Raw genomic sequence first — 15,002 nt, forward strand, 5'->3', positions numbered from 1 at the left:
GTCCTCAACGTTCTGCTGGCAAAGCATGTGTCGCCATGACCGCTTGATTCCGCCGGTTGACACTCCGCACGGGAACGCGGTCGTCGGCCCAGGCGCTTGAAGCCGCCGGTCCCACCGTCACACAGACTGCCGACACGGCGGACAGGGAGGCGACCACCGCTTTCCTCTTCAGGGATCTTGTCATGATTCTCCCGTCATCAAAAATATCGATCGACTACTTGCGATGGGAAGACTAGCCGTGCGCACCGGCGCCTGGCTGGATTGCGCCCGGCGTGTTCGCGCCAGAGATGGCCGGAAGCGTTTGGCGGCAGATCACATGTGATTCTCGTGTGTTTTTCATGAAGCCTTTCTGTGATTCTTAGAAAACCCTGAAGATGGGAGCCATAATTCGATGGACAAAGTACATCAACGCCACATCCCGCGAATCGTTGTCGAGACCCGGATTAGTCTGGCGAACGGCGACGATTACGACGTACCTCCGCCGACAATCGTTGTCACGATCGGCGGAAGCAGCCCGGCGCCGACCGACGGGGGGTGCCGGCAGCGCCGGCCGCGATGGCCCGCATGGGCATGAACGCGGTGGTCAGCGTCTATGGCGACCGCAGTCGGAAACCATGATCCGAATCATGCGGACCGGGCCACGCTCCCCGCGAGGCTACCGGGCGCGAGGTCGCGTAGGATTCACCCTGTGTCGAGGACACATGCCACGGTCGAGACGCCGGCCAGCCAGATGATGATGCATATGCCGTCCGGCCTCTTCCGCGCGTCTTGACAGACTGACCGACGAGGCCCTGACGGAGCCTCGTCGGTGAGGCTGCTACCGGGGCGGAAGGACTCACACCAGATGGGCCGCTACTTCGCGACGACGGCGATTCCGTACGTCAACGGCAAGCCGCACGTAGGTCACGCTCTCGAACTGATCGAGACCGATGCGTACGCACGTCATCTTCGTCAGCGCGGCCACGAGGTCCGGTTCCAGACCGGCACCGACGACAACGCCCTGAAGAACGTCCAGGCGGCCGAGGCCGAGGGGATTACACCCGCCGAGTACGTCGAGCGGGTCGCCACCGGGTTCGTGGGCCTTCGCGGTCCGTTGGGCCTCTCGTTCGACGATTTCATCAAGACGAGCACGGACCCCCGTCATCGGCCGGGAGTCGAGAAGCTGTGGTCGGCCTGCGCCGACCGCGGGGACTTCTACCGCAAGACCTACGCCGGTCTGTATTGCGTGGGATGCGAGCTGTTCTACCAGCCCGACGAGCTGGTGGACGGCCGCTGTCCGGAACACGGGACCGTTCCCGACCTGGTGGAGGAGAGCAACTGGTTCTTCCGGTTGAGCCGCTATCAGGACCAGCTCCACGCGCTCATCTCCACCGACCGGCTGCGCATCGAGCCCGCCGCCCGCAAGCGGGAGGTGCTGTCCTTCATCGAGGCCGGTCTGGAGGACTTCAGCGCGTCGCGGAGCATGAGCCGGGCCCGCGGCTGGGGTATCCCGGTCCCCGGCGACCCCGAGCAGGTCATCTACGTGTGGTTCGACGCGCTCGGGAACTACATCACCGCCCCCGGGTACGGCAACGACGACGACAGCTTCCAGTACTGGTGGAACGACGCCGACAGGCGAGTGCACGTCATCGGCAAGGGCATCATCCGCTTTCACGCCGTCTACTGGCCGGCGATGCTGCTCTCGGCCGGGGTGCGCCTGCCCGACACCATCTTCGTGCACGAGTATCTCACCGCCGACGGCATGAAGATCAGCAAGTCGGCTGGCAACGCCGAGGATCCCGCCGACATCGTCGCCGCCTTCAACACCGACGCGCTGCGGTGGTGGATGCTGCGCGACGTCGCCCGAGCCGGCGACACCGACTACACGACCGAACGGCTCGTGACCCGCGCGAACGAAGACCTCGCCAACAACATCGGCAACCTGGTCAACCGGACCGTGTCGATGGTGAAGCGGTACCGGGACGGGCTCATTCCCCCGCTCGCCCCCGACAATCCCGCGGCCGCCAAGCTGCGGGCAGCGCGCGACGAGACCCCCCGGACGATCGACGACGCCTTCGCCGCCTTCGACTTCCGCCGGGCGGCCGAGGTCATCACGAGGATCGGCGACGAGGGTAACCGCTATGTGGAGGCCGCCCGGCCCTGGGAGCTCGCGAAGGCGGAGCGCAAGGAGGGAGCGTCGCGCGACGCCCTCGACGCAGTCCTCGCCGAACTGGTCGCCACGTGCCGGGAGCTGGCGGAGCACCTCGCGCCCTTCCTGCCCGACTCGGCACCGCGCATCGCCGCGCAGTGCGGCGACGGCGGGTCGCGGGTCGCGGGTCCCAGCCCGGTGTTCCCGCGCCTGGAGGCCCCGCCGGCCGAACCGGCCACGACCTGACCGACGCCGCGGACCCGCTCAGGCCGGACCCGCCCCGGCCGGCCGCAGTGCGGTGAAACGCCGCAGCCGCAGACTGTTCGTGACGACGAAGACGGAGCTGAACGCCATCACCGCCCCCGCGATCATTGGGTTGAGCAGACCGGTCGCGGCAAGCGGTAGCCCGGCCACGTTGTAGGCGAACGCCCAGAACAGATTGCCCTTGATCGTGCGCAGGGTGGCGCGCGACAGTCGGATGGCATCCGCCACCAGGCGGGGATCCGCGTTGACGAGCGTCAGATCCGACGCCTCGATCGCCGCGTCGGTGCCGCCGCCCATCGCCAGGCCCAGATCGGCCTGGGCGAGCGCGGCGGCGTCGTTCACCCCGTCGCCCACCATGGCCACGACCCGGCCCTGCGCCTGCAAGCGACGGACCGCAGCGACCTTCTCCTCGGGCAGGACCTCGGCGATGACGTCCTCGGCCGCGATGCCGACCTCGGCGGCGACGGACCGGGCGACCGCCTCGGCGTCCCCGGTCAGCAGGACCGGGTGCAGCCCGAGCCGACGCAGATCGGCGACGGCCGCGGCCGCGGTGGGCTTCACCGTGTCGGCGACACTGATCAGTCCACGGGGACGGCCGTCCCAGCCGACCACGACGGCGGTATGCCCGGCGGCCCGTTCCCGGTCCAGCTCGGCGGCGAGCGCGTCCGGGAGTTCCGCGAACACCTGGGGCCGCCCGACGAGCACCGCATGCCCCTCGACGGTGCCGCGCACGCCGAGGCCCGCGGTGTTCGCGAAGTCCGCGACCGGCGGCAGCACACCGACGGCCACCGCGTGCTCCCTGGCCGCGTCGGCGATCGCCCGGGCGATGGGGTGCTCGCTCGCGTCCTCCACCGCCGCGGCGAGCCGGAGCACCTCGGCGGCGTCCTCCCCGGGAGCCGGCAGCACCGCGACAACCTGCATCCGCCCGCTGGTCACCGTGCCGGTCTTGTCGAGTAGGACGGTCTGGACCCGCCGCGTCGACTCCAGCACCTCCGGGCCGCGGATGAGGATGCCCACCTGCGCACCGCGTCCCGTCCCGACCAGCAGCGCCGTCGGCGTGGCCAGGCCCAGCGCGCAGGGGCAGGCGATGATCAACACGGCGACGGCCGCGGTGAAGGCATCGGTCGCCGGCTGCCCGAGAGCCAGCCAGACCCCGAGGGTGACGAGTGCGAAAATGATCACCACCGGAACGAACACCGCCGAGACCCGGTCGGCGAGGCGCTGGACGCGGGCCTTGCCACTCTGGGCCTCCGTCACGAGCCGGGCGATGCGCGCCAGCTGCGTGTCGGCACCGACCCGGGTGGCCCGGACCACGAGCCGCCCGCCGACGTTCACCGTCGCCCCGACAACCGCGTCACCCGGGCCGGCCTCAACGGGCACCGACTCGCCGGTGACCATGCTCGCGTCCACCGCCGACAGCCCATCGAGCACGACGCCGTCGGTGGCGATCTTCTCGCCCGGACGGACGACGAACTCGTCCCCGATCCGCAGCGCCTCGACCGGGATCCGCTCCTCGACCCGTCGCGGGCCAGTCCCCCGCGCGCCGTCCGCCGGCCGGACGCGCAGCACGGTGACGTCCTTCGCCCCGAGGTGGAGCAGCGCCCGCAGGGCCGCGCCGGAACGCCGGCGGGCACGTGACTCCAGGAATCGGCCGGCGAGCAGGAACACCGTCACCCCGGCGGCGACCTCCAGGTAGAGGGCCGTGCCCGCGCCGCCGTGGGCACGGCCGCCGGTGCCGTGACCACTCCCCGAGTGGACGATCTCGCCGGCCGAGGCTTCCGGGCCCGGGAATCCGCCGGTGAACGAGAACGAGTGCCGCATCCCCGGCTCGCCCGCTCCGCCCAGGAACAGGGCGTACAGCGACCAGACGAAGGCGGCCAGCGTTCCGAGGGAGACCAGGGTGTCCATCGTCGCGACACCGTGCCGGGCGCCCCGGGCCGCGGCCCGATGGAACGGCCAGCCTCCCCAGAGCACGACCGGCGTCGCCAGGGCCAGCGAGACCCACTGCCAATAGTCGAACTGCCAGGCGGGCACCATGGCCAGTACGATCACCGGCATGGCGAGCGCCGCCGAGACCGCCAGCCGGACACGCAGCGCCCGCAGCGCCGCGCCGGGTGCGTCGTCCTGCGTGCCGCCGCCGTCCTTGGCATCCGCCGCACCCGCCACCTGCTCGGCCTCGGTGCCGGCTACGGCCTCGGTGCCAGCCGCCGTCTCGGCCCCGGTGTCAGCCGCGCGTCCGGCGGCCGGGGCCGCAGAGTAGCCCGCAGCCTGGACCACGCGGATCAGATCGTCGAGACGGACCGCGGGGGCCTCGGTGTCCGCGAGGGTCACGGTGGCCTTCTCGGTGGCGTAGTTCACCGAAGCGGTGACGCCGTCCAGCTTGTTGAGTTTGCGTTCCACCCGCGCGGCACACGATGAGCAGGTCATCCCGCCGATCGCGAGCTCGATCCGCGCGGGGTGACCCCTTCCGACGTCGAGAGTGGTCATCAGCTCTCCCCTTACGGCGGATTCCTGACGGCGGACCGGAAGGTACCGCCGGTCACGGGCGGTGGGAGCGGACACACCCGCCGACCACCGGCACCGTTGGCACCACCGAAGCGCTACGCCCGCCCGACAAGCTCGTATCCGGCCTCCGCAACGGCCTCCCGGACGGCGCTGTCCTCGACGACGCCATCGCTGACGAGGGTGACCCGACCCTCGGCCAGGTCCACGGCGACGTCCGACACGGTCGGCAGCCGCGCGAGCTCCTCGGTCACGGATCGGACGCAGTGCTGGCAGGTCATCCCGGCCACCGTGTAGGTGGTCGTGTAGGCGGTTGTCGTCATGGCCGTTCCCGTCTCCTCGTCTCCTCTTGTAAGCCGCCCCCGGTCCCGATGGATCTGCCCGACCCACCGGCGCCCGTCCCACCTCCCGAACATACCCTCCCCCCGTATGGTGTACCAGTACCCGGTGGGGGTATCTTCCGAACCAATGGCCGATCATCACGGGGGAGATCCCACCCACGCCGACACGGGAAGGCCGCGACGCACAGCCCCACCTTGGCCAACCCGCCGGCCCACTTCGGGCAACATGCCGAACACTTTCCGCGCATGTCGAGCTTCCGGCACCATCGTGGAGAGCAGGCGCGCGGGACTGTGACCGGATGGGCCGCCAGCTGGGCGACGGGAGCGCATCACATCAGCGCATCGCAATACGGCCGGGTGGTCCAGAGTCCATCAGATCCTGCGCGGACGGACGACCGGCACATCAGCCGGGCATCCACGACCCGGCACGTCGGGGCGCCGTCTCGCGGTGGTCACCCACCGGTCCGGCGCGGCCCGCTCCGTTGAGCGCGGCCTCCCGCCCGGATGCCTGTCCAGAAACCTGCCGGCGGACAGGAATCGTCACCGAGGGGGACGGTCAGCGGGCGGCGGCCAGGCGGCGGGCAACCTCGGTGGCCCAGTAGGTCAGGATGATGTCCGCCCCGGCCCGGGAGATCGCGGTCAGCGTCTCGTCGATCGCCCGGTCCCGGTCGATCCACCCGGCCGCCGCGGCGGCCTCCACCATCGCGTACTCGCCCGACACCTGGTAGGCCGCCACCGGTACGTCCACCGTGTCGGCCACCGCCCGCAGCACGTCCAGGTAGGCCAACGCCGGTTTCACCATCACCGCGTCCGCGCCCTCGGCGAGGTCGAGCGCGGCCTCGCGCCGGGCCTCCTCGGCCGAGCGAGCCGGATCCTGCTGATAACCGGTCCGGTCCCCGAACTGCGGGGCGCACTCGGCGGCCTCGCGAAACGGCCCGTAGAACGCCGAAGCGTACTTCGCCGAGTAGGCGATGATCGGCAGGTCGACGAAGCCCTCCGCGTCCAGCGCGGCCCGGATCGCGCCGACCTGGCCGTCCATCATCCCGCTCGGCGCGACGACCTCGGCACCCGCACGGGCCTGCGCTACGGCGATCGCGCCGTAGCGCGCCAGGGTGGCGTCGTTGTCGACCTCCCCGGAGTCGGTGAGCAGACCGCAGTGCCCGTGGTCGGTGTACTCGTCCAGGCACAGGTCCGTCATCAGGACAACGTCGCCACCGACCTCGGAGGCAAGATCGGCGAGCGCGAGCTGGACGATGCCGTCCGGGTCGTCGGCGGCCGAGCCCCAGGCGTCCTTCTCCGCGGGCACACCAAACAGGATGAGCCCGCCCACGCCGGCCTCGACGGCCTCGACGGCCGCCCCCCGCAGCGAGGAGCGGGTGTGCTGGACGACACCAGGCATCGAGGCCAGCGGAACGGGATCGGCCACGCCCTCCTTGACGAACATCGGCAGCACCAGGTCGGACGGGTGTAACCGCACGTTCGAGACCAGCCGGCGCAGCGCGGACGAGCGGCGCAGCCGGCGGGGACGTGCCGTCGGATAGCCGGCCTCGGCCCCGTTCCCCCGGGCCTGCGCCCTCACCGCCGCGAGCCTCGCCGTGGCTTCGGCAACCGCGCAGCGAGCGGCCCGATCTTCCCGAGCTCCTCCCGGTGTTCGGCAGCGAACTCCGCCAGCGCCCCGACAAGGGCGGGGATGGACGCCTCCGGAGCCTGCACGTCGACGCGCAGCCCGAGCTCCTGGGCAGTGGCGGCCGTCGCCGGACCGATCACGGCGATCACCGTCGTCTCGTGGGGCTTGCCGGCGATGCCGACCAGGTTGCGCACGGTCGAGGATGAGGTGAAGACGACCGCGTCGACCCGGCCGCCCTTCAGCGCCTCCCGGATGGATGCGGGCGGCGGAGCGGCACGCACGGTGCGGTAGGCCGTCACGTCATCGACCTGCCAGCCGCGTTCCTTCAGGCCGGCAACCAGGGTCTCGGTGGCGATGTCGGCGCGCGGCAGCAGCACCCGGTCGAGCAGGTCGAGGGTGTCGTCGAAGTCCGGCCAGTCCGCCAGCAGCCCCTCGCTGGACTGCTGCCCGGACGGGACGAGATCGGGCCGGATACCGAAGGTGCGCAGCGCGTCGGCCGTCGCCTCGCCGATCGCCGCAACCTTGACCCCCGCGAACGCGCGGGCGTCGAGGCTGCGTTCCTCGACCTTCTCCTGCACCGCCTTGACCGCGTTGACCGAAGTGAAGGCCACCCACTGGTAGCGCCCAGAGACCAGACCGGTGATCGCGCGCTCCATCGGGGCGGCGGTCCGCGGGGGCTCGACGGCGATCGTCGGCACCTCCAGCGGGCTTGCGCCGTGCGAACGCAGCAGGTCGGACAGGATCGCCGCCTGTTCCTTGGTCCGCGGGACCAGCACCGTCCAACCGAACAGCGCCCGGGTCTCCCACCAGGAGAGCTTGCCGCGGGTCGCGACCACCGGGCCGATGGACAGCACGACCTGGGTGATCGGGGTGGGGGCCGCGGTCAACAGCGGTGCCGTGTCCGCCTCGACCCGGTCGAGCGTCGAGGTGACGGTGCGCTGGTCGGTGGTGGTGCCGTCCACGGTCACCGCGATCGGGGTGTCACCGGGCCGCCCGTGCTCGACGAGCGCCGCCGCGACCTTGCCGACCTCCGTCGGTGCCGCCGTGACCACGAGGGTGCCCGGGGTCTGGGCGAGGGCACCCCAGTCCAGGTCACCGGGGGAGGAGATCGGCGCACCGAACCCGCCGAAGCCGCCCGGGGCACCGAGGCCCAGCGGCGAGCCGAACCCGCCGGTTCCCAGGCCACCGCCGAGCCCGCCCCCGAGACCGGCGATCGGCCGTCCGCCCAACCGCGAGGCCCCGAACGGAGGACCGGTGAGCGGACCCACCGGCTCGCTCCCGCCGAACGGCGAGGACGCCGGCACGGTGCCCGACGACGAGAAGACCCCGGAGGTGCTGGCGAAGGTGACCGGCACGCCCGGGGCGACCCCGGCGTAGGTCGCGACCGCGGCGCCGGTGAGGATGCCGGGCACCACCCGATAGGGGATCTTGGCCTTCGCGAGCGCCTGGGCGTCCGCGGCGCCGATGCGGGTCAGCCACGGATCGGAGGCGTAGAGCCGGACCACCTTGTCACCGGCACGGGCCCTGCTCACCACCGCGGCGGTCGCCGCCTCCGCGTCACGGACCGGCTTCGGCGCCTCGAGGTCGCCGATGCGCAGCACTTCGGCGGTGAGGTTCTCCACCACCGCCGGCGCCACCTCGGGATCGGCCACCACCAGGTCGGCGGCGGCCAGGGTCTCGACCGCGAGGACGGTGAGCAGTCCGGGGTCACGCGGTCCGGCACCCACCAGGGCGACCGGGGAGACGGGCTTCTTCGTTCGTCGGGTGGCCATGCTCAGCGGGTTCCCATCAGCGAGTGTGCTCCGGCGGACAGCATGTCGTCCGCGAGGCGCTGCCCAAGCGCCTCCGGGTCGACGGCGGATCCGGTGACGTCACGCCGGAGGACATCGCTTCCGTCCGGCGCGGCGACGACCGCCCGCAGGCACAGACGACCCGCGGGAGGCGCACCGCCGGCCTCCGCCGCGGCTCCTTCGGCCGGCTCCGGAAGAAGCTCGGCCAAGGCGCCGACCGGGGCAGTACAACCAGCTTCGATGCCGGCGAGGAACGCGCGTTCCGCTCTGACCGCGACGGACGACGATGCGTCATCGAGCACAAACCGTAGCAGCTCGGCGAGGCCCGTATCGACGGGCCGGCCGCCATCTGACCACGTTTCGCCGCCGGTTTGTCCCACAGCGGGACCTGAACCCGGCCCGGCGGGCACCAGAGCGCGCGCCGGACCGGCCACGACGAGCCCGGCACCGCCCGTGCACTCGATCGCCAGGGCTCCCTGGCCGGGCGCGGGCAGCATCACCGTGGGTTCGAGGATCTCGGCGACGGCATCGAGCCGGTCGAGCCGCGCCAGCCCGGCATGCGCGAGGACGACCGCGTCCACCTCACCGTCGATGGCCTTCTTCAACCGGGTGTCGACATTGCCGCGGATCGTGACGACCTCCAGCCCGAGGCCGAGAGCACGCAGCTGCGCGGCGCGACGTGGGGATCCAGTCGCGATCCGGGCGCCGGCCCTGAGCTCGGCCAGGCGCCGCCCGCTCGGGGCGACCAGCACGTCCCGGGGGTCCGCCCGCGGCGGGACCGCGGCGAGCACCAGACCGGGTGGGGTGGCCGTCGGAAGGTCCTTCAACGAGTGGACCGCCAGGTCGATCTCGCCGGACAGCAGGGCGTCGCGCAGCGCGCTGACGAAGACGCCGGTCCCGCCGATCTGGCTGATCTCCCCGGACGAGCGGTCCCCCGCCGTGACGATCGGCACCAGCTCGACGGCGCAGCCCACCCGCGCCCGCAAAGTGGCAGCGACCGTCCCGGACTGGGCCAGCGCCAGCGCCGAGCGCCGTGTTCCCAGCCGCAGCCGGCGGCCGGCGAAACGGGCCAGCAGGTCGGCGCCGGTACCCGTGGCGCCGGTACCCGTCGGATCGGTACTCGTCGGATCGGTACTCGTCACGAACACTCCAGCAGATCAAGGTCAGGCACGGACACCACGGCGGGCACCTCACGCGGCAGATCGAACAGTTCCCGCAGGGCCTCGGCGTAGGCGTCCCCACCGGGCGCCCCGGCCAGCTCCTGTACCCGCACGGTCGGGGCGTGCAGCAGCTTGTCGACGACGCGCCGGACCGAGCCCTCCACCAGGCTCCACTCCCGATCGTCGAGGTCGGGTAGGCGGGTGTGCAACCGGGCGAGCTCGCTACGCACCACGGCGGCGGCGTGGGCCCGCAGCGCGACGACGGTCGGCGCCACCCGGCCCGCCCGCCGGCGGTCGAGGAAGCTCGCGACCTCGGCGGCGACCAGCGCGCGGACCGCCTCCACGTCGTGCGTCACCTGGGCGCCGTCCAGCGCGATGCGCAGTGCGTCCAGGTCGATCAGACTCACCCCGGGCAGCTCGCGCACCCCCGGGTCGATATCGTGCGGCAGGGCCAGATCGAGGAAGACCAGCGGGCGCCCTGCCCGGCCGGGCAGGGCCGCGGCAACCAGCTCGTGCTCGACAACGAGACCGCTCGCGCCGGTCGAGGAGATCACCAGGTCCGCCATGGTGATCTCGTGGGCCAGGTCAGTGAGACCGACGACCCGGGCCTCGTGGGCCTCGGCGACGCGGGCCGCCCGGGCGGCGGTCCTGTTCGCGATCACGACCTCTCCGGCGCCGGCTCGCCGGACGGTCTGCGCGGCCAGCGATCCCACCGCGCCGGCACCGATGAGCAGCACCCGGGCCCCGGCCAACCGCGGGGGTTCGGGCGTCACGGCGTGCCGCAGCCCCTCGGCCGCGGCTCCTCCCCCGTCCAGCGCCCGCCCGCCCGGCGGCGCCACCAGCACGGCCGGAACCTCGCTGTGGAGGTCCAGGCCGGAAGCGGCCAGCCGGACACCCACCGAGACAATGGAGGCGCCGGCCGCATCGATGGACGTCTCGGAGTGGGCCCGCTTGCCGACCCGCAGCGCGGCCTGGAACAGGCCGGACAGCGCGCTGCCCGCCACCCCGGCGGCCTGACCGGCCCGGAAGGCCGTGCGTACCTGACCGAGGATCTGGCTCTCCCCGACGAGCATGGAGTCCAAGCCGCACACCACCGAGAACAGGTGCCCGATGGCCCGCGCCTCGTGGTGGACGTACAAGTGGCCGGCAAGATCACCGAGGTCGATCCCACAGATCCGGCTGAGCTGGTCGGAGATGTCGGCGACCCCGCCGTGGAAGGTCTCGACCTCGGCATAGATCTCGATGCGGTTGCACGTCGAGAGCACCACAGCCTCGCTGACGTGGGTGCCCTCGGCCAGATCGTGCAGGACCTTCGGGATGTCCTCGGCCGAGACCGAGGTGCGTTCGAGCAACGACGTGGGCGCGGTCTGGTGGTTGAGCCCGACCACCAGGAGGCTCACGACGCCTCACCTCCGGCCATCAGCGCTCCCGCGGCCGGCAGCGTCCCGCGCGCCGGCGATCCAGGCTCCGCGGTGTGCTCCAGGCGCACCGCACCCGGTTCCCCCTCCCGATCATCCCGGGTCGGCCGATCGTCCCGAGCCATCCCGGCCGGACGAGCTGCCCCCGCCGGACGAGTCATGCCTACTTGCCGAGTCACCCGCACGACCTCATCCGTATCGGTCTCCAGCCTGCCCGCGGAGGGCTCCGTCCCGTCCGCGCTCGTCACCCCGTCCAGGCCCGCTGCCCCGAGCGCGGCGAGGACCTCGTCGCCGCCTGGCAGCGCCTCGCGTGCCGAGGGCGCCCGCCGCGCCGGGCGCGCCCGGCGCGGCGGCACGGCGTCACGCCCGGAGCCGGCGCCCGGTGTGGATCTCGCGCCCCGTCTCGGTGATGTGTCCCGTGCCGGCGACGGACGTTTACGTGCTTCATGGAACGAGAGGATCTGCAGTTCCACGGCAAGGTCGACTTTACGCACGTCCACACCGTCGGGTACCGAAAGCACCGTGGGGGCGAAGTTGAGGATGCTGGTGACCCCGGCAGCGACCAGACGATCACACACCCCCTGCGCCGCGGCGGCCGGCGTGCAGATCATCCCGATCGTGACCTGACCCTGGACGATCACCTGTTCGAGATCGCCGACGGGACTGACGACAACCTCACCGACCCGCTCGCCGACTCGCTCGGGATCCGCGTCGACCAGGGCCACGATCCGAAAGCCCCTGGCATAAAAGCCGCCGTAACCCGCCAGGGCGTGGCCGAGGTTGCCGACTCCCACCAGCACAACCGCTCTGTCCTCGGTGAGGCCCAGTTTCGCGGCGATGCAGTCGAGCAGGACATCCACCTCGTAGCCGACGCCCCGCGTGCCGTAGGAACCGAGATGGGACAGATCCTTGCGAACCTTGGCCGGAGTGACTCCGGCGGCGGCCGCGAGCGTGTCCGAAGACACAGTATAAACCCCGCTTTCCGCCAATGTCGTCAGCACCCGGAGGTAGAGCGGAAGCCGCGCGACCGTCGCCTCCGGAACGTCGGAGGAACGCCTGGAAGCCGTGTCACTACGTGTACGTCGCCGGATCACCGCCGGGCGACGCCGTGGTTGACTCATCCGCGGCTCCGATCTCTAGGCGCGCGGTTACGCCCGGAGCTATGGGCCCGAATCCGTGGCCCCGCCGACACCCAGCGTGCGGTAGCCCCGGCGTGCGGTAGTCGGCGCCACAAGTCGGCTGTCCTCGGGCAGTGTACGACTTCGTGAAGGGATTCACGAAGTGCCGAGGAGAGCCGGCCCCCTGATCAGCGACCACCCTTGGCAGGGCGCAGCGCCCACCGGCCGCCGGCGAGCGCCCGCCGCAGCCGGTCCTCCTCCACCCGCCAGTAACCGTGTTCCCGGCCGTCGAGCAGGATGACCGGTACCCGGTCGCCGTAGGCGTCGGCAAGCTGGGGATCGGCGTCGACATCGGCCTCCCGCCACCCGACCTGCTCCTGCTCGGCGACCCGGACGACCGCCGCCCGCGCGGTGTCGCACAGATGACATCCCGTCCGGGTGAGTAGTGTGATACGCACACCGTTGCGGCCGGAATCCGCCTGTTCCAACCCGTCGTCCATTCCACGATGGTAGGCGCGATCCCCGTCGCCGCCGAGTGGCTTTCCGAACCGCTCGGTGGGACCGAGGCCCGTTCAGGGGCCCGGCCCCGGCGTGCGGTCCGGTCCGGACCTCGCCGGAAGACGCCCCCGCCTGCGCCCGGACGATCTCCGACTTCCCGCGCTCCCTCCTCCGGCTACACTCAGCTACTAACGGAACCATGTGCGCCGGGCTTTCCGGCCCACCTTGCCGCGACCGCATCCTCCGGAGCCCGGGCTGTGACCGAATGCACGCTCGCCGACCTCGCCGACCTCGCCGCCGGTCTCGTCGCCCCGCGCTGCGGCTCCCTCCGCAGGCAGGACGCGATGTCCCCGGTGGGCGCCAGGGAGGACCGCGAGCGAGTCGGAGACCCTCAGGGCGATCCGGCCGACGACGACCGGACGGCGCTCGTCGACCGGGCCCGGCGAGGTGACGTCAACGCCTTCGGGCTGCTCTACGACCGGTACGCCAACCTCGTGTTCCGGTACGCGCTGTACCGGCTGGGCGGGGATCCGGTGGCCGCCGAGGACATCGTCAGCGAGACCTTCCTGCGTGCCTTCCGCTCCATCGGCACGTTCCGGTGGCAGGGGCGGGACATCGGTGCCTGGTTCATCACCATCGCTCGCAACCTGCTGGTCGATCAGGCCCGCTCGGCGCGGTGCCGGTTCGAGATCCCGACGGCGGACATCCTCGCCGCGGCCGAGCACCGAGCCACGGCGCTGACGGTACCGAGCCCCGAAGAGTCGATCCTGGCCGTGCTGACCCGCCGCGAACTGCTCGACGCCGTCCGCGAACTGCGCCCGGACCAGCAGGAGTGCGTCGCGCTCCGGTTCCTCGAAGGGCTGTCGGTCCGCGAGACCGCGCTGGCCATGGGCCGTAACGAGGGGGCGGTCAAATCCTTGCAGTTCAGAGCAATTCGGACACTTGCCCGCGCCCTTCCCGCAGCAGGCACGGCCTGACCTCCGGGCCCCTCGCCGTGAGCGATATCCCAGATCACGTCGCAACCCCGGCCCGGTCGTTGTTCCACCGGCACTTTCCCGCCGTCACGTTCGAGCGGCGGCCGCCGCGAAGTCGTGCCGCACCGTACTCTGACGGCGTGCCGGCGAACCATGGCGTGGATCGCGGCGCGCGGAGGTGGCGACAAGGGGTGGGTGGCGGCCCCGGTCACTTCCCGAGCCGAGCCCTTGCTCCGCCCCGGACAGCATGGAGTTGACGATGAGGGTGCGACGACGCAGGGACCTGGCCACGACGAGGCAGGCCGCCGAGGCCGCCGCGATCGCCGCCTTGAAGGTCGCGGCCGAGGAGGTTCCGCGGGCTCCGCTGGACGAGTCGGCGGCCGCGTTCTTCGACGTGGACAACACCATGATGGCGGGCGCCTCGATCTTCTACTTCGCCCGCGGCCTGGCCGCCCGGGACTTCTTCAACTCGCGTGACCTGATCCGGTTCGGCTGGCAGCACATCACCTACCGGCTGCGTGGGCTCGAGGACCCGAGCGGCATCCGGGATGCTCGGGAGACCGCGCTCGCCTTCGTCGCCGGGCGCACGGTGGCCGAGATCGTCCGTTACGGCGAGGAGATCTACGACGAACGGATGGCCGAGCAGATCTACTCGGGTACGCACGCGCTCGCCCAGCAGCACCTTGACGCGGGCCAGCGAGTGTGGCTGGTCACGGCCACCCCGGTCGAGCTCGCCTCGGTCATCGCCCGGCGGCTGAACCTCACCGGCGCCCTCGGCACGGTCAGTGAGGTCTCCGCCGAGGGCACCTATACCGGCCACCTGGTCGGCGGCCTGCTGCACGGCCAGGCGAAGGCCGAGGCCGTGCAGGCACTCGCCGAGCGGGAGGGCCTGGACCTGTCCCGGTGCTGGGCCTACTCGGACTCGATCAACGATCTGCCCATGCTCTCCCTGGTGGGCCACCCGGTCGCGATCAACCCGGATCCGGATCTGAAGACCGTGGCCCGGGAACGCGAATGGCCGATCAAGGACTTTCGCACGGCCCGTAAGGCAGCCAAGATCGGCATTCCGACGGCAGCCGGGGTGGGCGCGCTCGCCGGCGGGGTCGCCGCCGGCATGGCGTTGCGGCGCCGGGCCGCAGGCGTCTAGAGCACCTTCGGCGTCGGGAAAGAACCTAGCGGGGG

General features: G+C 71.7%; 11 protein-coding genes. 3 read left to right on the forward strand and 8 right to left on the reverse strand.

The window, feature by feature from the left end; genetic code table 11:
* The first annotated feature begins 844 nt into the window (after positions 1-844).
* Positions 845-2,374, forward strand: coding sequence for a methionine--tRNA ligase (locus AC08OX_RS07720; protein ID WP_476607174.1), 1,530 nt, complete (start codon positions 845-847; stop codon positions 2,372-2,374).
* An 18-nt stretch (positions 2,375-2,392) separates the two neighbouring features.
* Here AC08OX_RS07720 and AC08OX_RS07725 read toward each other — a convergent pair whose 3' ends face one another.
* From AC08OX_RS07725 to AC08OX_RS07760, 8 genes are all read right to left on the reverse strand, one after another.
* A complete protein-coding gene (locus AC08OX_RS07725) occupies positions 2,393-4,879 on the reverse strand; it encodes a heavy metal translocating P-type ATPase (RefSeq protein WP_476607175.1) in 2,487 nt (828 codons plus the stop codon).
* Positions 4,880-4,992: 113 nt separating this feature from the next.
* Positions 4,993-5,217, reverse strand: coding sequence for a heavy-metal-associated domain-containing protein (locus tag AC08OX_RS07730; RefSeq protein WP_476607176.1), 225 nt, complete (start codon positions 5,215-5,217; stop codon positions 4,993-4,995).
* 574 nt (positions 5,218-5,791) lie between these two features.
* On the reverse strand, positions 5,792-6,814 hold the full coding sequence (gene hemB / locus AC08OX_RS07735) for a porphobilinogen synthase (protein ID WP_476607177.1): 1,023 nt from the start codon (positions 6,812-6,814) through the stop codon (positions 5,792-5,794).
* On the reverse strand, positions 6,811-8,634 hold the full coding sequence (locus tag AC08OX_RS07740; RefSeq protein ID WP_476607178.1) for a bifunctional uroporphyrinogen-III C-methyltransferase/uroporphyrinogen-III synthase: 1,824 nt from the start codon (positions 8,632-8,634) through the stop codon (positions 6,811-6,813). Before AC08OX_RS07740 ends, hemB begins: the two co-directional genes overlap by 4 nt.
* Positions 8,635-8,636: 2 nt before the next feature.
* Positions 8,637-9,794, reverse strand: coding sequence for a hydroxymethylbilane synthase (gene hemC / locus AC08OX_RS07745; protein ID WP_476607179.1), 1,158 nt, complete (start codon positions 9,792-9,794; stop codon positions 8,637-8,639).
* Complete coding sequence (locus AC08OX_RS07750) at positions 9,791-11,212, reverse strand: glutamyl-tRNA reductase (protein WP_476607180.1); 1,422 nt, start codon at positions 11,210-11,212, stop codon at positions 9,791-9,793. Before AC08OX_RS07750 ends, hemC begins: the two co-directional genes overlap by 4 nt.
* Positions 11,209-12,351, reverse strand: coding sequence for a redox-sensing transcriptional repressor Rex (locus tag AC08OX_RS07755; RefSeq protein WP_476607181.1), 1,143 nt, complete (start codon positions 12,349-12,351; stop codon positions 11,209-11,211). Before AC08OX_RS07755 ends, AC08OX_RS07750 begins: the two co-directional genes overlap by 4 nt.
* 185 nt (positions 12,352-12,536) lie before the next feature.
* Complete coding sequence (locus AC08OX_RS07760; protein WP_476607182.1) at positions 12,537-12,848, reverse strand: glutaredoxin family protein; 312 nt, start codon at positions 12,846-12,848, stop codon at positions 12,537-12,539.
* A gap of 255 nt (positions 12,849-13,103) precedes the next feature.
* On the opposite strand from AC08OX_RS07760, the gene AC08OX_RS07765 reads away from it, so the two are divergent.
* Both AC08OX_RS07765 and AC08OX_RS07770 read left to right on the forward strand, forming a co-directional pair.
* Positions 13,104-13,823 carry a sigma-70 family RNA polymerase sigma factor gene (locus AC08OX_RS07765; protein ID WP_476607183.1) on the forward strand — a complete coding sequence of 240 codons (720 nt, stop codon included), beginning with the start codon at positions 13,104-13,106 and terminating at the stop codon, positions 13,821-13,823.
* Positions 13,824-14,079: 256 nt separating this feature from the next.
* Positions 14,080-14,967: an HAD family hydrolase gene (locus AC08OX_RS07770; RefSeq protein WP_476607184.1), complete on the forward strand. Its 888-nt coding sequence runs from the start codon at positions 14,080-14,082 to the stop codon at positions 14,965-14,967.
* Positions 14,968-15,002 lie beyond the last annotated feature (35 nt).

The sequence above is a fragment of the Frankia sp. CoBUL1 genome (assembly GCF_978021245.1).